Annotated in this window: 19 protein-coding genes; 10 read left to right on the forward strand and 9 right to left on the reverse strand. The window is 62.3% G+C overall.

Going from position 1 to position 18105, the window contains the following annotated elements; genetic code table 11:
• Nucleotides 1-6: 6 nt before the first annotated feature.
• Together EQZ23_RS19060 and EQZ23_RS19065 are read right to left on the reverse strand one after the other, a co-directional pair.
• Entirely contained in the window at nucleotides 7-1269 is a 1263-nt protein-coding gene (locus EQZ23_RS19060) for a Y-family DNA polymerase (protein WP_164913530.1), read from the reverse strand.
• Between the two features lie 5 nt (nucleotides 1270-1274).
• Nucleotides 1275-1706 carry a S24 family peptidase gene (locus tag EQZ23_RS19065; RefSeq protein ID WP_128456044.1) on the reverse strand — a complete coding sequence of 144 codons (432 nt, stop codon included), beginning with the start codon at nucleotides 1704-1706 and terminating at the stop codon, nucleotides 1275-1277.
• A 286-nt stretch (nucleotides 1707-1992) separates the two neighbouring features.
• Between EQZ23_RS19065 and EQZ23_RS19070 the strand changes: the two genes are divergently transcribed.
• The 10 genes from EQZ23_RS19070 to EQZ23_RS19120 all read left to right on the forward strand — a co-directional run bounded on the left by EQZ23_RS19070 (nucleotide 1993) and on the right by EQZ23_RS19120 (nucleotide 10546).
• Entirely contained in the window at nucleotides 1993-2571 is a 579-nt protein-coding gene (locus tag EQZ23_RS19070; protein WP_128456045.1) for a recombinase family protein, read from the forward strand.
• Between the two features lie 159 nt (nucleotides 2572-2730).
• Nucleotides 2731-3636: a replication initiator protein A gene (locus EQZ23_RS19075; protein WP_128456046.1), complete on the forward strand. Its 906-nt coding sequence runs from the start codon at nucleotides 2731-2733 to the stop codon at nucleotides 3634-3636.
• Nucleotides 3637-4050: 414 nt separating this feature from the next.
• Nucleotides 4051-4887, forward strand: a complete 837-nt coding sequence (locus tag EQZ23_RS19080; RefSeq protein ID WP_128456047.1) for an RNA replicase — start codon at nucleotides 4051-4053, stop codon at nucleotides 4885-4887.
• A 525-nt stretch (nucleotides 4888-5412) separates the two neighbouring features.
• On the forward strand, nucleotides 5413-5733 hold the full coding sequence (locus tag EQZ23_RS19085) for a single-stranded DNA-binding protein (protein WP_128456048.1): 321 nt from the start codon (nucleotides 5413-5415) through the stop codon (nucleotides 5731-5733).
• 296 nt (nucleotides 5734-6029) lie between these two features.
• Complete coding sequence (locus EQZ23_RS19090; protein WP_128456049.1) at nucleotides 6030-6224, forward strand: hypothetical protein; 195 nt, start codon at nucleotides 6030-6032, stop codon at nucleotides 6222-6224.
• Between the two features lie 3 nt (nucleotides 6225-6227).
• Nucleotides 6228-6971 carry a ParA family protein gene (locus tag EQZ23_RS19095; RefSeq protein WP_107955911.1) on the forward strand — a complete coding sequence of 248 codons (744 nt, stop codon included), beginning with the start codon at nucleotides 6228-6230 and terminating at the stop codon, nucleotides 6969-6971.
• Nucleotides 6881-7966, forward strand: coding sequence for a ParB/RepB/Spo0J family partition protein (locus EQZ23_RS19100; RefSeq protein WP_240663694.1), 1086 nt, complete (start codon nucleotides 6881-6883; stop codon nucleotides 7964-7966). Before EQZ23_RS19095 ends, EQZ23_RS19100 begins: the two co-directional genes overlap by 91 nt.
• Nucleotides 7967-8164: 198 nt before the next feature.
• Entirely contained in the window at nucleotides 8165-8734 is a 570-nt protein-coding gene (locus EQZ23_RS19105; protein WP_240663695.1) for a hypothetical protein, read from the forward strand.
• Nucleotides 8734-9837: a relaxase/mobilization nuclease domain-containing protein gene (locus EQZ23_RS19110; protein WP_128456050.1), complete on the forward strand. Its 1104-nt coding sequence runs from the start codon at nucleotides 8734-8736 to the stop codon at nucleotides 9835-9837. The genes EQZ23_RS19105 and EQZ23_RS19110 overlap by 1 nt, the downstream gene beginning before the upstream one ends.
• A 271-nt stretch (nucleotides 9838-10108) precedes the next feature.
• A complete protein-coding gene (locus EQZ23_RS19120; RefSeq protein WP_128456052.1) occupies nucleotides 10109-10546 on the forward strand; it encodes a type II toxin-antitoxin system VapC family toxin in 438 nt (145 codons plus the stop codon).
• A 10-nt stretch (nucleotides 10547-10556) separates the two neighbouring features.
• Here EQZ23_RS19120 and EQZ23_RS19125 read toward each other — a convergent pair whose 3' ends face one another.
• The 7 genes from EQZ23_RS19125 to EQZ23_RS19155 all read right to left on the reverse strand — a co-directional run.
• Nucleotides 10557-11294: an LPD7 domain-containing protein gene (locus tag EQZ23_RS19125; RefSeq protein ID WP_128456053.1), complete on the reverse strand. Its 738-nt coding sequence runs from the start codon at nucleotides 11292-11294 to the stop codon at nucleotides 10557-10559.
• 1 nt (nucleotide 11295) lies between these two features.
• Nucleotides 11296-13095: a type IV secretory system conjugative DNA transfer family protein gene (locus tag EQZ23_RS19130; RefSeq protein WP_128456054.1), complete on the reverse strand. Its 1800-nt coding sequence runs from the start codon at nucleotides 13093-13095 to the stop codon at nucleotides 11296-11298.
• Nucleotides 13085-14098, reverse strand: coding sequence for a P-type DNA transfer ATPase VirB11 (virB11, locus tag EQZ23_RS19135; RefSeq protein WP_128456055.1), 1014 nt, complete (start codon nucleotides 14096-14098; stop codon nucleotides 13085-13087). The genes EQZ23_RS19130 and virB11 overlap by 11 nt, the downstream gene beginning before the upstream one ends.
• A complete protein-coding gene (virB10, locus tag EQZ23_RS19140) occupies nucleotides 14095-15303 on the reverse strand; it encodes a type IV secretion system protein VirB10 (protein ID WP_128456056.1) in 1209 nt (402 codons plus the stop codon). Before virB10 ends, virB11 begins: the two co-directional genes overlap by 4 nt.
• 1 nt (nucleotide 15304) lies before the next feature.
• A complete protein-coding gene (locus EQZ23_RS19145; protein ID WP_128456057.1) occupies nucleotides 15305-16147 on the reverse strand; it encodes a TrbG/VirB9 family P-type conjugative transfer protein in 843 nt (280 codons plus the stop codon).
• The gene (locus tag EQZ23_RS19150; protein WP_128456058.1) at nucleotides 16144-16836 is read right to left on the reverse strand and encodes a VirB8/TrbF family protein; all 693 of its coding nucleotides are present in this window, start codon (nucleotides 16834-16836) and stop codon (nucleotides 16144-16146) included. The genes EQZ23_RS19145 and EQZ23_RS19150 overlap by 4 nt, the downstream gene beginning before the upstream one ends.
• Before the next feature lie 402 nt (nucleotides 16837-17238).
• On the reverse strand, nucleotides 17239-18105 hold an 867-nt coding region (locus EQZ23_RS19155), incomplete at its 5' end, for a type IV secretion system protein (protein WP_128456059.1).

Raw genomic sequence — 18105 nt, forward strand, 5'->3', positions numbered from 1 at the left:
GCAGCCCTATTTAGCGATCGGGATCTCTCCGATCTTGGTCGTCCACGCCGGGCTTTTCTGACTGCGCTTGGTGTCGAACGATCGTGTTCCGCAGCCCTGTGCTGCCAGGACGACAGTATCCCGCCCGAACCGCGTGTTCAGGCCGTCCATTGCGGCAAGCAGCGCCGGCGCCTTCGGGTCCGCCACGGCAAAGAGGTCGGTTTGCCCCTCCCCTTCGGGCGACAAATCCTCCAGCAGCACGCCGCATTTCGTATAGACGCCCCCCGGCTGAAACATCGCCTCCATCATCTTTGTCGCGATCCCGACGATGACGCGGGGATCGTTGGTCGGAGGGGAAAGCCGCGCGGATCGCGATGCGGACGGCGGATTGGGCCGGTATCGAGACCCGTGTGCGAACGCGATCAGGCGGCTCGCCGCCAGCCCTTGCGCCCGTATCTTCTCGGTCGCGCGTGCCGCGCGTCGTGCCATCGCCTCGCGCAGCTCGTCGAGCGCGGTGACAGGTTCACCGAACTGGCGTGTGACCGCGGTCGCCTTGAGTGGTTCGGGCGCAACCTTGAAGTCGTCGCATTCGACCCCGCCCAGCTCGCGCACGAGCCGTTCGAGCACGACCGTTCCCACGTCGCGGGCAACCGCGGGCGGCAGGGCGGTCAGATCCGCCGTCGTCTTCACGCCAAGGGGCCGCAGCCGTGCTTCGAGCGCGGGTCCGATCCCCCACACCTCTCCCACCGGCCACTGCTCGAACAGTCGCCGACGCAGCTCCACATCGTGCAGGTCGACCACGCCCCCCCAGACTTTCTCGGTCGCTTTCGCCAAGGCGTTCGCGACCTTCGACAACGTGCGCGTCGGCCCCAGCCCGATCCGGGTCGGCAAGCCGACCGAACGCGCGATGTCCTCGCGGACCAAGTGCGCGGCCTTAACATCGCCGAGGCCGTTCGGCAGCGTTGGTAGGCGGAAGAAACTCTCGTCGATCGAGTAGATCTCCACCATGTCGGCATGATCGGCGATGACGGCGTTGAAACGCCGGTTGAGGTCTGCATACAGCTCGTAATTGCTCGATCGGAGCTGGATACCGTGGCGCTTGATCCGGTCGCGGATTTTGAACACCGGTTCGCCCATCCGAACGTGCAGCGCCTTTGCTTCCTCGCTCCGGGCGACCGCGCAGCCATCGTTGTTGGACAGGACGATGACGGGAACGCCGCGCAGGCTGGGATCGAACAATCGCTCCGCACTGACGTAGAAGTTGGAAACGTCGACGATCGCCCACGACATACCGCCTAGCGCCGGTAGTCGCGGACGCCGGTCCGCACGACGCCCCATATCTCTATGCCTTCCGCCGGGGTCGCCTCGTAGCTCTGCTGGCTGTTCCTCGCCTCGAGGAACGTTGCGCCCCGGCGTTGGACGAGCTGGCGACAGACGAACCCTCCATCGACGATCGCGATCACGATATGCCCTTGCGCAGGACGGGTGTCGCGATCGACCACCACGACGTCGTTATCGTGGATGCCGGCCTCGATCATGCTGGTACCGCTGATCCGGAACACGAAGCTCGCCGCCCGATCGAGCCGAAGCAGCTCGATCAAGCTGATCGCGTCATCCTGCCAATCTTGGGCAGGGCTTGGAAAGCCGGCGCCGGCTGCACCGACGATGCGTAGAAGAATCCCCTTCGGCACCTCGGCGATCGGCACCGGCTGCATCAGTGGCAGCATGGTGATTCCCTTCGGTGCCCTTGTAACGCACCATAGAACGAAAAGGGAACGGGGTAGATGCTCGGTTCGACGCATCGCGCAGCGGACCATGTGCGCCGTCTAAAAGCACTGTCTAAGAAACGGTCGTATTCTGGACATCGCAGCGACGCCGGATCTGACAACGACGTTCCTAGCGCGTTCGTGCTGGCGATCGTCCACCTTTCAGTCTAGGTATCAGCGTCTAGCCAACGTCGCGTGAGATTGATTTATGGACAAAGGAGCCGACGTAACGAGAAAGGCAGGTCCAATGCGGGTCGGCTACGCGCGTGTATCGACCGACGATCAAAACCTGGCCGGGCAACTCGACGAGCTGCGTGCCACCGGATGCGCCGATGTCTATGCCGAACATGGCAGCGGCAAGAAGGACGATCGGCCCGAGCTGGCGAATGCACTGCGCGCGCTGCGCGCCGGCGATACGCTGGTGGTGACGCGGCTCGATCGGCTAGGGCGCAACCTGCCCCACTTGATCGCCACGGTGAATGCCCTTGCCGATCGCGGCGTCGGCTTCGAGAGCCTTGCCGAACGGCTCGATACTACCAGCGCCGGGGGCGAGCTGATCTTTCATCTCTTCGCCAGCATGGCGCAGTTCGAGCGTCGGCTTAACAGCGAGCGGACGAGAGCGGGATTGAAGGCAGCGCGCGCGCGCGGTCGCAATGGTGGCCGACCCCCAATCCTGTCGATCTCGCAATTGCGCCAGGCCAAGCGGCTGCTGGACGATCCGGAGGTGACGGCGCGCGAGGTCGCACACACGTTCGGCGTCAGCCGGTCGACGCTCTACAACAATCTCGCGCGTCTCGACGCGCCCGTTGGCGAGCGCGTCACATGAGTTTATCCGCGAAAGCACGAATTCCTGCCTTGGAGGCAGTGTCGATGGGGTCGGCTCCACAGGCGGGCTCCCTGACTTCGTGCTTTCCCGGATCAATTCGCCGCGCTCGATTCGTGCTTTTGCGGATCAATGCAAAACAGGCGAAGATGCAACTGCGTCATGGGCGCCATCATGGAGACGAGCCCGATGCCGCCAAACCAAGCTGACCTTTTCGCGCTCGACAGCCCGCTTATGAGTGAGGTGCGCGGGGAGCGATCCTTGATGGCGTTCCCTTTCTTTGCACTTAGCAAAGGCAAGTGGACCAAGACGCTCTCCTACAAAACCGACAGCGTCTCGATAGAGATCGTGCCTACGGCAAAAGGCGTTGCGACGATCTACGATAAGGAAATCGTCCTCTATATCGCTAGTTTGATGGTTGCGAAGCTAGAGGCAGGCGAGGAAGTCTCCCAAGATTTCTACTTTACCGCCCACGACCTCTTCTGCGTCACTGGTAATAACCCGTCGGCGCGGTCCTATACTCGGCTATCGCAGGCACTTGAACGGCTGCAGGGGACGCAGATCAAGACCAACATCGAGGCAGGTGGCGAAGGGGAAGAGGGGTATTTCTCATGGCTATCCGAGGCGAAGCTCTACTACACCAAAAACGGTGAGCGCCCCGGAGAGAAGCGCCTCAAAGCCGTCAGGGTTCGCCTTTGCGATTGGCTCTTCCGCGCGATCCTCCGGGATCGTCAGGTGCTGGACTACGCCCCTGCCTATTTCCGGCTCGGGCCAGTCGAACGGCGCCTATACGAAATCGCTCGTTCGGCGTGCGTCGATGGCCCTTACGAGTTGAGCCTCGACGACCTCCGTCTCCAACTCGGCTATCAGAACTCTCTCGCCCATTTCCGTCATGCCTTGAAGGCGATATTAGAGGCCGATGCCATACCCGACTACCGGGTAATACTGTTCGATGCTCCGCCAAGCGGGGCAAAGACTGCGCCTCGGCCCGGGAGAAAGACCGGATACTGCCAGGTTCTAATCGAACCAAAAGTGCTGAAGCTTGCGAACGCAGCGGTTCTCACCTGATTCGCCGCAGCCGCACCGAACGCTAGCATTGATCCGCGAAAGCACGAACCCGGCGCTCTCATTGATCCGCGAAAGCACGAATTCCGAGCGCATTGATCCGCGATAGCACGAACGATTTCCGACTTTGATCCGGGATAGCACGAACCGCCAGCGCTTCCGCGTTGCGGTTTAATTCTGCAAAATCCTCTCGATCGGCAGCACGCCGGCAAGATCGAGGGAAAAGCGGCTGTGACCACATAAACGAATGCCCGGCACGAAGGCCGGGCACCCTGGAACGTGATGAGCGATGCTTGGCGGCATCGATCCGGTCGTAAGACGCCTTTCTCATACTCGTTCCCGAGCTTCGGTTCAAGGGAGCGCGCTTCGCGCCACGCTCTAGTTTTGCCTGGTCCCAGCCCCGAAAGGGGACGGAAAATGGGAGCTGTTTCAATCGCGCGCGCGAGTTTCATGGCGCTCGAAAGGGTGACGAACGAGCGGGCCAGGTCGCGATCAGGCGCACCGAACCGGACGCGCGCACACGTACATCCTCACAGCCGAAAGGCCGGCACGTTCGAGGACGAATTCTTCTACACCTATGCGAAGGGCGAAACGGACCGGCTCTACCGCAACGCCGTCGAGCTGCTGAAGCGTAAGAATGCGATCAGGCGCCTTGCCCGCACCGAAGGCCGCCAGCTCACCGAGGCTGAACGCCTCGTCACGCTAATTACGCCTGCGGCAGTGCGGGTGTTCGAGCAGCTAACGCAGCTCGCCCGCACATGCGCCGGTAAGGTATTCCCGACATGGGAATGGATCGAGACGCACACAGGGTTGTCGCGCGCGAGCGTCGGGCGCGGTCTCAAGATCCTCGCCAGCATGGGGATGCTCGATAAGCAGCGGCGATGCGTCCCGGTCGAACCAACCCCCGATCGCCCGAAGGCACGCTATGAGCAGACCTCAAACGTCTACCGGATGCGCTTTCCGAACCGCCTGGTCGGCTTCCTTCCGAGATGCTTTCGCCCCTCTCCCCTGCCCGACGATGTGGTGCAGCGAGATGCCGATCGTATCGAAGAGATCGAGGCGATGCGCCTATGGCGCTCGCCACGCCAGGTTGTGGCCGAAGACATCAACGACGCCGGCCTGCGTAGCATTATGATGCGCCTCGCCATCAGCATCGAAGAACGAGAGTCTCAAAAAAATGGTCAACCGCTCCATGATTCATTTATTATATGTTCAAATGGAGTTGGCCTAGTCGGCCAACGATCTAACGCCTGACGGCGAAACCCAACTAACCAATCAAAACCCATCCAATGACCGACAATACCAAGCCGAAATGTAGAACGCGCCTGCGGCGCGGTGCTCCCGAGGGGAGCATGCGACTTCTGTTGCGCTCAAACGGTTGAGCTGATGCTTGGTCGAACCGTTTTTCGACCATGATCGCGGCCGTAGCGCCAAGTTGCAGCGAAGGCGGCGCGGTTATCGCCGCATCCTTCCCTTTCAACGTTGTCGATCTCCGGTTTCCCGCGGCCGTACCGGGCTGACGCCGATCGTCACCACATACGGAGATCCTAGCACTGCCCGGCACCACACCGATCGCGATGGCTCAGGTCGAGTCCTTCGACCGGCTATTTCTCTGTTGATGGGAAAATGGGCGCTCGCCGCCTTCTACGATCAAGCGAATAACCGGCTTCGCCTACGGTTTCCGCTGCGCGGACCCTCCGTTTTTTCGCTTGATCGCGGCGCCCGCGCTCCCCTTCAATTCCCATCAGGAATTAGCCTGATCGATCGAAGGGCAGGACCATGCAGAACATCGCGGAGTTTCGGATCATCGGCCGGGTCGGGAAGATCACCGAGCATGACAAGGTGACGAAGGTCAGCGTCGCCGCCAACTATAACCGGCAGGAGAACGGCGAGTGGGTGACCGACACGCATTGGAACGAGGTGACGGTGTTCGGTAAGCTGATCGAGCGCGCCGCCAAATCGCAGAAGGGCGATCTCGTGCATATCACCGGCCGGGTTCGCCAGAACTCCTACGACGCGGCCGATGGCAAGCGCTATACGGTTGAGCTGATCGCCGATGGCTTCGCGATCCTCGCCAAGGGTTCGGAGGACCGCGACTAGGTGCGGTCGGGGCCGCCTACTGGCGGCCCTTCCCGCCTTCGCATTTCCATCTCGACGGACTCGCGCATGAAATCGGCAACCGTCTCTCCCGGGCGCAGCAACGCTTTGATCCGGACCAACGTCCCCGTCGGAAATCGCGCCATCGTCTGCTCTGCGTTAATCCGCGGGCGACCGACCGAGCCGAGCTTGCTAGAGTCATTCGTCGTCATGGAATTGTTGGTATCTCATATTGACGAGGATTTAGATACCATTTATTACAGGATGGGCCTTTCATCAAGGCGACGGAGGCTAAGGCCATGTTGGACCACCTACTGACGATCGGTTTTCTCGTATTCGTGGGCTGGGGTCTGCTGTCCGGCATGGGCCGCAGCGAGAACCCGCGCGTCTGGAGCGGCGACACGGCCGACGAGGAAGCGCGGCGCAACACGCGCACAGATTCCAACTATCGCGGCTACGACCATTGGAACACCCCGTCGGATCGTGGCTGGTAGGACGTGAAGACTATCGCCATCAACGTAGAGAAGGGCGGCGCGGGCAAGACGACGATTGCCTGCCATCTGGCATGGATTCTAGCCGACGCCGGCCATCGCGTTCTGTTTCTCGATCTCGATCGCCAGTGCAACGCGACCGCGGCCCTGGCAGAGTTCGAGAGCCTTGGCACGTGCAAGCCTCTGTTCGAGCCCCGCTACTCGCCGCCCGCTTCCGCGCCTCGCCTGTCGATCTACTCGAACCGCATGGGCGGCGAGTATGACGCGGATTACACGAAGGCGCTCGGAAACATCCGGACCAACTTCCCGCAGCTTGGTCCTGCGTTCGATTTCTGTGTCATCGACACGCCTCCCTCCTGGTCCTGGATCAATTTCGCGGCGCTGATGGTAGCGGACTCGCTGATAATTCCCGTCGAGCTGGGGCCGTTCGGTCCGGCATCGACTAAGCAGGTGTCGGATTCGATCGCTACGGTAAACCAGCGCGGTCGAACAAAGCCGATCCATGTCGCCGGCCTGGTCGCCAACCGCGTGAAGGCCAACGATCGCGCTCAGATGGAAATGCTCGCGGCGATCCGGGAGAAGGTCGGAAAAAACCTGTTCACCAGCTACCTCCCCGATCGCGCACACTACAGCCAGGCGCTTCAAGAGCGCGTGCCAGTGTGGCGCTTGAACAAGGACGTGCGAGGATCGCTGCCGGCGATGCGCGCCTTTCTAGAGGAAGCCATGACCCGGATCGGGAGCAACGGATAATGGACTTCGACAATTTCGACGTCTTCAGTGACAAGGCCGAGGTTGCTGACGCGGATCGCGTTCTGCTCCTCGATCCGGATCAGCTCTATCCCGATCCCGAGAACGTCCGGCGCGACATCGATCCGGCAACGATCAACGAGATGGCCGGGACGATCGAAGCACGAGGGCAGCTCCAACCAGTAACGGTCGCCCCGAAGGACGAGGAAGGGCGCTATCGCATCCAGTTCGGCGAACGTCGCTGGCGCGCGTGCAAGCAACTCGGCATCAAGGTTCGCGCGATCGTCGCCAAGGCGGATGATCCCGCGCAGGTCCGCATCGACCAATTCATCGAGAACGATCAGCGCGAAAACCTGTCGACAGCCGACGTGGTCGCCTTCGTCGCCAAGGAGGTTGGCTCCGGCCGCACGCTCGCAGATCTAGCGCGGCAGACAGGCCGGAACCGCACGCTGCTGACCCGGTATCATGGCCTCGCAAGCGCACCCGATTACATCTCTGCACTGCTGGCCGATATTTCGATGCGGAGTGCCGTTGCCCTGACTCAGGCAGCCAAGGTGGACGATGTGGCGACGCGGACGTTTATCGAGAACACGGCGACCGAGGATATGACAGTATTAGCGTGCGAACGGTTGGCACGCGACGTGGGAGCGAAGAAGACCAACGCGCCGACCGAGTCTCCTGCTGCCTCGCCAGTCGTGCAACCAGGCGCGGCCGGAGAGTCTGGAAAAACCAGCGACGAAACCCCGGTCGATCCTCCCGCCCCAACAACGGACGAAATCAGGGACGAGCTTGCCGAGCGCGCCCAGGATGCGACACCGGTCCCGTCGACGGCGGTTTCCAGCGCGAGTGCCCCTGCCCCGCGATCGTCAAAAGCGAAGGGTGGGAAGCAGAAGATCGAACGGCCGACGATCGAGGTGGACGGTCAGCGTGCGATCGTCGTGGAAGCCTTGCTCCACTTCGACGGCGAAGACACGCCCCGGATCGTTAGCTGGCGCTGATCGCCGGCCGTTGAACGAAGAGCGTCGGCGGCGATCGTCGCTCGCGTTCGTGCATCGTCTTTCCTTCCGCGAAAACGCTTCATCCAAGATCGATTGAGGGTGCCACGTGGCACCCTTTCGAGAAGGGTTATGGTTGGGGATGTTCAATGGCAGGATAGGTATTGCTGTGTTTGCTGTATTACATTACTCCTTCGGAGCATGACCGCGGCCTCGCAACTTGCATCCCCAACCAAGCCGACCGCGATGCTGACGGCGCGCATCGATCGCGACCTGTTGGCCGCGTTCGATGCCGTTGCAGAGGGAAGGGGAGGGCGCAGCGCGCTCCTCCGAACCGTGCTTCAGCAGTCATTGAAGCAGGTGATCGACGCGCCTCGGATCGCGCCACGCGCTGACGGCGCCGGCAACCGCGTGACGCTCAGCTTCACCGATGCCGAGTTGGCGCTGCTCGATCGGCGAGCGGCCGATCGCGGTGTCGACCGTTCGCGTTGGATCAAAGCACTGGCGCGACGCCATCTCGGATTGAAGGGCAATGTCGACGACGGCTTGCGTGATGCTCTCGCGCCGATCCGCATGCAGCTTCAACGCATCGGCCGAAACCTCAACCAGGCGATGAAGGCCGGCAACGCCTCGCTAATGGCGGATAGCGGATTGCAGATCGAGCGGGAGTTGCGTCGTATCGCCGACATGCGCGAAGAGATCACCGAACAGGTCGACGCGCTCGGAGGCGCGCTTCGTGGCGACACCGCCTATTGGGAGGTCGCAGACTAATGCCCTTCGGCGAGCGCGAGGATGAGCTGTGGGAGGCGATGAAACCGCGGTTCAAGCCGCGCATCGTGGGCGATCCGAACGCGCGTTATGCCAAGAGCATCGTCAACGGCATCGGGGCATTCGCGCCCCGACACAACGTCGCACCGACAGCCTCGGCCGTTCGGGCCACTCTCGCGCGGGTCGTTCACCGCACGCCGGAGGTGCTGGTCAAGGTGACAGGGCGGAAGAAGGGCGCGAAGCACCTGGCCGCCCATCTGGATTATATCGGTCGCCACGGCGACATCGCGATCGAAACACGGGACGGTGAGCGGATAACGTCGAAGGATGATGCGCATCAGATCGCGGACGAATGGTCCGACCCGCTCTATTGGCGGCAGGGGACATCGGTTTCGGCCGTTGCGATGGTGTTCTCGATGCCAGCAGGCACCAACCCCGACAAGGTAAGGGAGTCCGTCAGGGAAGCGGCCGAACGCCTGATTGGTGACAATCACGACTACGTCCTTGCTCTTCACACCGACACACCCAGGCCGCACGTCCATCTGACGGTTCAAGCCGAAGGAATGGACCGGAAGCGCTTCGATCCTAGGCGCGAGGATCTGTTTCGATTTCGCGAGGCGTTTGCTGAAGCGCTGCGCAGCCGCGGTGTCGAGGCAGAGGCGACACCGCGCTATACGCGCGGACAGGGGAGGGCGGGCACCAGCATGGCGCTGACGCAGTTGCGCGCACGCATACGCAACGGTGCGTCCCGCCAACCTACAAATGCCGATCTGCGGCAAGCGCGCGAGGCGATGCAAATCGCTCTCGGCAAGGCCCAACAGCCAGCGCTCGCTACTAAGACACGGGCACGCTGGCAGGACACCAAACGGCGCTACGAGGCCGCGGCCGACCGCCTCGATCGCACCGGCAACCGCGAAGACCGCCAGCTCGCCGGCGACGTCCGGAAGTTCGTCCAAGAGCGGGCGGGAATCGAAACGGTGCCGGACATGATGCTCCGCGACGCCGAGAAGCGCGTTCGAGACGCACAGGATCGAGCGCGAACCGACCCGCAACCGGACCGAGGCGTGCCACGTGGCACACCTCCCCCGCCGACCAGGCGTCGCTAGTTGGGACCGGAAGGGTGGCGCGCTAGACAGACTTTCGCCGGCAAGGGTGACGCTGTATATTGATGGCATGGCCAAGGCTCAGCCCACCTCGACAAGCACGACGGTCCGCGATTCTAAAACGGGTCGTTTCTTGACTGTTCGAGGCGTCGGGGCGCTCAAAGGCCAATTGACCCTCAAGAAGGGCGTCGACCTCACCAAGCCGATCGCGTCACAGGCGATAAAGAGCAGGAAACCCCGCAAGGTCGCTGCGCCTAAGACGGCATAGCGCGCGTTGCCGGGCGTTCTCCTCGATACCCACACGCTTTATTGGCTCGTCAGCGGCGAGGAGCCGCTGACGGAGGACACACTGGTCGCGATCGGTGAAAGCCAGGAGGCTGGTGCCCTTTTCGTGTCACCCATCACGGCGTGGGAATTATCGGTCGCATCTAAAAAGACACGCATCGCCGGTCGGCCCCATCTAGGGGATGATCCACCGGATCAGTGGTTCAGGGACGCGGTGAGCGTCACCGAAGCGAAGCTCGTGCCGATCCAGCAGCGGATTTCGCTCGAAGCCGCAAGGGTAGTGACGCACACCGGGCACAAAGATCCCGGTGATTGTTTCCTGATCGCCAGCGCCAGAATCAAGAAGGTGCCGCTCGTCACACGGGACGGGATCATCCGCGAGATAGCTGCTGCGCACGCGGGCTATCTCGACGTCGTCGTCTGCTAGGCCGCGCCCATCACCGGCCCCCGATCGAGCGCGACTTCTCGTAGATCACTTCCTGGGTCATATCGCGGACCTGTTGATCCTGCTTCTGCTTGACCTCGACGCCGGCGACCCGCTCGCCCCGATCGATCCGGGCAGCGACTTCCTCCTTGCGCTCTGCGACGAACTCACGTTGCTTGGTGTGCTCACCCGGGAAGCGATCGGCCGCCACGACCATCGCCAGTGCGACGTGGCTTTGCGCCTTACGCAGCTCGGGGTCTTTGGCATTTTGCACATCTGTCTGTCGACGAAATCGTTCGGCTAGATCACGTCCGGGTTCGGGCTGCTCCTTAGCGTCGCGAACCTGGTTCGCAGTGCGAGCGGTCTGCGCCTTTGTGGGCATCGCGCCAGGTTGGCGAGCCTGTTCACGCTCGGCCGCAGCCTTCGTCTTGGCGTCCGGCTGATACCCGTCGATCTTGAGCCCCTGCGCCGTAGCCGCGAGATACGCTGCCCGCTTAAATTCTTCGTCGCCGTCGATCCGAAGCGATGTCCACCCATTCTCTTTGGCGAGACGGATAAGATCGGGCAGCGACTCCCTATCCTTGGCCTTTATGCGATCGGGGGTGATCGTCGCCATCGGCTCTTTGTCGTGTGGGCTCCGATAGAGCTTGTCGCCGACCCGCAGGAACCTCGATTCCAGATCGGACGGCACCTCCATCGTTCGACGACGCCGATCGGCCTCAACGCCGGCAGTGTCGGTCTTTTGATCCATGTCACCGCTCCTGTTCGATCATACCTACAAGTTCGTCGCCCCGTTGCTCGGTCGAGACGTCAATGAGCATGTCGGGGAAATCCTGGATGACAACGCTATCCATCGCGAATGACATCGGATCGGGGTCAGTGAGCTGGTCGAACGTCGGCTCTACGCAAGCCGGCAGCTCCTCAGCGTCATCGATCCGCTGCGGGATCGGAGCCACCACCGGTGCCTGCGCGAGCCGGCTACGAAATAGGGCATCTCCGAAATATCGAATCTTGTCGCCGTGAATGGGAGGGATGCCGCCTCTCAGCAGAAGCAGTTCGGTATCGGGGAATTGCATCAGCTCTTGCGGCAGCAGGAGGGCGCGGCGCTGATCGGACATGGACTTGGAGCGGTTGGCGAGGATGCCGTGGATGGTCAGCGACTTCGTGACGGATTCCTGACCGACATATCCGATCCGCTCGGATAGCTCATTCGCGACCCGTAGCTCCTTGGGCGTGAAGGCGACTTCTACCCCGCAATTGGCGACGATCTCGTTGGCGACATGCTCGCCATAAACCGCGCGGAGCTGCGACCTGGACTGGATCACCGGCAAAAGGCGGATGCCGTAGCCAGCAACGTAGGAGAAGGCGCTGGCGATCGTCTGCGCGCGGCCGATGCGTGCAAACTCGTCGAGGATGACGAGAACCTGTAGCGGCGTCTGCGTACCTGGCAGCTCGCGTACGTTGAGGTCGATCAACTGTTGAAACAGCAGATTGTAAAGCGGCGCAACACGGTCCAACTCGTCGGGCGATACACCGAGATAGATCGACATAGGGGTGGTGCGCAGCTCGCGTAGATCGAAATCGCTCGTCTCCGTCGCCGCGTCGACCCGTGGATTGAGCCATAGGCTCAGCTTGGAGGTGACGGTCTGCACGATGCCTGCGAACGTATTGTCGGCGCCGGACGTGAAGTCGGCGAGGGCGTTGCGGCAGCCTTGCGACAAATTGTGCCGCTCCTCGAGAACGCTGCGGAAGAACCCGCGCGTGTCGCCCGTCGTCATCAAGCGGTAGATCGAGCCGATGGTGAACGGCCGATCGGAAACCGCGAGATAGGCACCCACCCCGACGAAGGCGGTCCGTGCCGAGTCCGTCCAGAACGGTTCGCCGCGTTCGGGCGCGACGAACAGCATCGTCGCGATCTTCTGCAGCTCGATGATTACCTCGTCGGGATCGATGCGGTCGATGTAGCCAAGCGGATTGTAGCGGGCGGTTCGGCCGTCCGGTTCGGTCGGGTTGAACAGGTAGACGGCTTGGCCGTGCTTCTCGCGAAAGCCGGCCGTTGCATCCCAATTTTCACGCTTCACGTCGAGGACGACGACGGATTCCTGCCATGACAGCAGGTTGGGAATGACGATGCCGACGCCCTTGCCGGAACGGGTAGGGGCCTCGACGATGCAATGTTCGCTTCCCCCGAACGTGAGGAATTTGCCGCCTTTCTTACCCAAGACGATGCCGTTCGCGGCACGGAAGCCGGCGCAACGGATCTCGCTCTCCCGAGCGAAGCGCGCCGCGCCATGCAGGGGCGGTTTGAGTTTGGCGAACCACCAGAGCGTGATCGCCGCCAGGAAGAGCCCGATCCCCATACCGGCGCCGAAAGCCTTCAGCACGACTGGATCGTGCCGGTAGTACCAGAAGAACGCCGGCATCTTGAGCGGGTCGAACTTGGCGCTGGGAAGCCCGAGATATATCCAGGCGATGACAGAGGCGATCAGGAACGCGACGACGAGCGCAATCGGAATGCCGAAGGCGAAGAGTGCGCGCCGGTTAGGCTGCATGACGCCCTGCCGGATCGTAGTAGATCTCCGTCATCCGGAACTTGCCGTCGACCTTCTTCATCTGGACCACGACGTCGACGAGGATTTTCAGGAGCGAGCGGATGTCGTCGCGGGCCAGGTCCGCACCGCCTTCGCTCTCTTTCACCAGCAGCGTCAGTTGCTCGAACGCCAGCTCGGCCGAGTCCGCGTGTATGGTGGTTATCGAGCCCGGATGACCGCTGTTTACGTTGCGAAGATAGAAAAAGGCGGTCCCGTCGCGCAGCTCCTGAAGCAGGATGCGATCGGGCCTCATGCGCAGTGCGCTTTCCAGCAGCTCTTTGGCCGTCACCTTGGCGGTGCCGGTGCCATCCTTGCTATAGATCATGTGGACGACGTTCCTGTGCGGCACGACAAGCTCGCGCGTGTCCTCGATCGTCAGCAGCCGCTCATTCTCTGGAATGAGCTTGATGAGCCCCTTGGAAAACGTCGTCTTCCCCGAGCCGGTCGCGCCCGAGATCAGGATGTTGAGCCGGCTTCGCACGGCTAGGTCGAAGAACTCGACGTGCTTTCCGGTGTTGAGCAGGCCCAGTAGCCGTTCCTCGACCGGACTGACCCTTTTGGTGGCGACCTTGGTTTCCGCGAATAGGCCGCTCGCCTCGAAATCCGCTATCGTCATCGTCTTCGTCGACGGTTTGCGCACCGTGATCGATACGGTGCCGTCGGGGACTACGGGGGGAAGGACGAGCTGGACCCGTTCGCCGGTCGGGAAGACTGTCGAGCAGATCGGCGTCTCGCGCGTCACGTCCTGCGACGTGAACGCGGCCGCAGCGCGGGCCAGCCCGTTGAGAGCTTCGAGGGTAAGGTCGGGCTCATTTTCCCAAGTCCACCCGCCATGCCGCTCTACGCCGATGATCGAAGGTTCGTTGATGACGACTTCCGTCACGTCGTCTTCGTCGAGATAGCGGCGAAGCGGGCGCACGGCATGATCGAGGATCGCCGTGTTGCGGAAGCCCGGTGCGGTCACTTCAGACCCAGCCCGTAAACCTGAGAAAAATCGAAATCCTTGGCGACGGTGATCGCCAGCTCGGATCCTTGGTTGACCCGCACGACGGGGCGGATCGTCTGCGTATCCTGTAGGACCGACGAGGTGGTGTCGCCGGGGGTGCGGAAGACGGTCGACCCGGCCGGGCTGACGGCCTGGCCGGCGATCTGTCCACCCGTATCGAGGACGCTGAACAGAAGGGCGGCCCCGAACCGCTGCCAGAAAAACCGATCGATTTTGCCGGTGACGCCTGCGCGGCCGAGGGAGTCGGACGCTGGGGAACCTATATCGATCGCGACACCGCGCGGCGTGACCGCGCGTGTCCACATCGCGAAGAGCCGACCCTGGCCGCGTTGCAAACCACCCTGATATTCGCCGAAAACGCGCGTGCCTTTCTCGAGCAGCACGACGCGACCGTTGTCCGAGTAGATATCCCGAGGGATGATGCAGGTGGTGTAGCCCGGCACGGTGCTGTCCATCGCCGTTTGCAGGACGCAGGGGATAATCGCGCCCGCGGTGACGAGGTAGTTGCGGTTGCCGATCATGCGGGCCGTGGCGGTGCCGACCGCCGACGTTTGCTTGAGCGTATCGAGGTTGGTCCGGGTGGCCGACGTGGCGCTACCGCCCTGCGGTGCCGCATCGCCACTATCCCCGGTGTTGTCGCCGAGCGTTCGACCGCCACTCGGACCGCTCTGGTTGCCGTTGTAGGCGATCAGCGTCGATCGTCGGGCATTATCGCTGAGTTGGCGGGCCTCATTCGCGCGCCGCTCGGCTTCAGACTGCGCGCGGGTTTGCTGGCCTGACGTTCCGGTCGATGGATACGGAGTGATCGGCTGCCCGTCGGGACCGATCGCTGGAACCTGCGTTCCGGTGAGCTGCACCGGGGCGTTCGGGTCGCGAGGTGCCGTGGCGAGCGTCGGTGCGATCACCGACTTGGGATCGTAAGGCGCCTCGACCGCAGGAGGCGCCTTCTTCACCTCCAGTGCCTTGTTACTCCCGGTTCCGGTGACGACTGTCAGGGCCGCGAAGACGATTCCGCCGGCAAGCGCCGCGCCGACTAGCACCTTCTTGTTGTCCCATTGAGCCGCATTGAGTGATGGGATGCGGTTCGGGCGGTCGGCAGCGGGGGAGCGGTCGATCTCGCCTGCTTCGGGCGTCGCGTCGACGTCGAATCGTTTATCGCTCACGTCACTTCTCCGTCGTGCGCTCGACGACTTCGGATGCGGTGTCCGTCTTGGGATCACGGCCGTAGAAGCTCGGGCTTTCGTTGTAGATGCAGAGGACGACCTTGCCCCTGCGGAGGCGCATTTGCTTGTAGATGCCGTGGACGACCACGAACTCATCACGCACATCGAACGCGGCCGTGGCCTCGCTTCCGTCGGGATTGACGGTGAAGATCGCGGGGATTTCGCGCTGGTTCGGGAAGCGCAAAACGGTGAACTGACCGTTGTCGCTGATCTCCGATGGTTGAATGTCGGAGGAGCCCTCGACCTTGTAATTCAGGTTGCGCTTGCCTTCGAGGACACCGAGATCGAGCGCCACCTTGACCGCGCCGTTCTGCGCCGCCAGCGCAGCCGCGAGCTGCGCCTGTTGCGTCGCTAGAACCGCTTGCTGCGCCTCATAGTCGGGATAGCGTAGCCGGACCTTGAAGAACGTGCCCGTCGCACGCGCACCGGCGACGGCTGTCAGCTCGAAGGTGTAGTTGCGCTTCGTGCCCTGAAACTCCGTCACGACGATGAGGTTCGTCACCCCGGCCCGTTCTCGGGGCTTCACGAACAGCGAATTGTCTGCCGGTGCGACTTCCCATGACACCGTGTCGCCCATCGCGACGAATTTAATGACCTCGCCAGGGGCGAACTCGATCTGCGTCGCGGTACGAAAGCCACTGCGGATTTTGATGACATTACCGTCGGTATAGTTGACCTCGCGGATGCGCTGATCCGGTCCGAGCTGGCGCGGCGTCTGTTCGGCAAAGGCCGCCGCAGGCACGACCGCCCCCAGAGCTGCGGCCATAAGCAGGATGCTCTTCATCGTGTCGGCACCTCCGCATCGGCTCGGTAGGACTTCACCTGGAAACCGAGCGGGTTGGCGTAGCGTCCGGATTCCGTTTCCGGCTTGGACAGCACGTCGAAAGTGATGGTCGCGATGGCCGGCGTCTCGATCACCTGTTGATCACGTTCGAGGCGCTTCACGAAGCGAACCTGCGCGACGTTCGGCGATATGAAGGCGACCGATCGGATCGCGACGAAGACCGCGTCGTTCGCGGTGAGCTGATTTTGCGGAGAGTCCGGGTTGTCCTTCTTGTAGAAGGCCGTCCAACGCGCCTGTTCCTCTCGCGTCGAGAGCGCCAGCACCTTGCGGAAGAACTCCTCGCGTGCCTGCGGAATCCACCCCTCCCGCGCCCGGACGTAATCGGCGAGAAAGTATTTCCGGATCGCCTCGTCATAGGTGATCGACTTATCGCCGCGCAGCTCCTGGGTGACGTCGGTAGCACCCGTCGATCGATCGACGGTGACGACGTAGGGTACGACCGTCTTCAACGGCGTGAGCGCCAACACCGCGGCAGCGCATATCGCCGCGAACGCAATGGCTATGGACGCGACGATCCAGGCGACGCGCCGCGAGCGTGCAGCGGTGACGAACCTTTCACGATCCCACCCTTCCGCTTCCGCGAAATAGCTCTTGAGGTCTTCGTCGTTGTCTTTGACGCCGATCGCCATTGTCAGCAGCTCGCATAAGAGGTTGGGAGGGCCGCGCTTGCGCTCGGCGATGCTCCGATGGCCGGCACCCGCTCGTTGCTGGACGTCGGCCCTTGTGGGCTCGGCGTCGCGCTGGCGGGCGGGAAGAGATTGGTGGTCGGCGAGGGTGCCGGGGAGGCTGGTGCTGCTCCCTGCAGGCGAGGTGTGCCACGTGGCACACCCCCGCTGCTCGCCGGCGCCACAGGCGTCAGCCCCCTATCAGGAATGGTCGGAAGGACCGTTCCGTAGAGGTTTGCCGGTCGCAGATGCTTGCCGGTGCAGCGAGGGAGCTTGTTCTCCTTCGCTGCGGCCACTGGCAGGGTCGGGGTCATCGCGACGATGGCAACGATGGCTAGGAAGGGTGCGAACTTCATGCCGAGGCTCCTAGTAATTGGTCCGGGTGAGCGACCCGCCGCGGGATCCGCTGCCGCCAGTGCCCCCCATCAAGCGCATTTGGCGGGCGTCTCGCGCTCGTGCGAACGGCAGGCCGGCTAATCGTCCCGGCGCGCTCGAAAGCGCTCGACCAGCGCTAGGGGCGAAGTTGCCGGTTGCTGCATTGGCGAATTGAGTCGCGAGTGACGCACCGCCGCCACCTAGGCCCGCAGCAAGGCCGGGGATTTGAAGGAAAAAGAAGAATCCCAAGACGTAGAAGGCAATCGCGCGGATCGCGATGACGGGGATGTTGGTATCTCCGGCGAATGCTTGGCTCATGAAGTCCTCACCCGTATTTCGGATAAAAATCGTCAGCAGCAATGCAAACGCCACCAGCAGAAGGTAGTTGATGACCGACCCGAGCCAGGAAAAGAAGAATGAGCGGGTCGAGTCGAAGAGTAGCGCCGCGACGAATAGCGGGCCGACTACTGCCAGAAGTGCCAGAGAAAACAGCGCAAACGCGCAGATCGTAAATCCCAATGCCGCTGACAGAAGCGCCATCACCATCAGTACCAGGCAGTAAATGCCGGTGAAGAAAATCTCGATGATGTTATTCGGCATGCCAATCAGGTTTTTGCCGGCAGCCGCAGTTCGCGCGTCCTGAATCTCGGTAATCTTGTCGATCGTCTGCGCAGCACCCTTGACGATCTGGTCGAAGAAATCGCCAAGTCCATTGACGTTGGGACCGCCGACCGCGGTTGAGATATCACGCGGTAGCCCGTCCATCGTGAACAAGCCGGTCGAGGCACCGTAGAGGGTCGTGACCGCAAATACGAGAGCGGCGAGTTTCATTCCACGATAGACGAACTCTCGGAATGG

It is taken from the genome of Sphingomonas sp. UV9, assembly GCF_004101245.1.
GTDB lineage: Bacteria > Pseudomonadota > Alphaproteobacteria > Sphingomonadales > Sphingomonadaceae > Sphingomonas.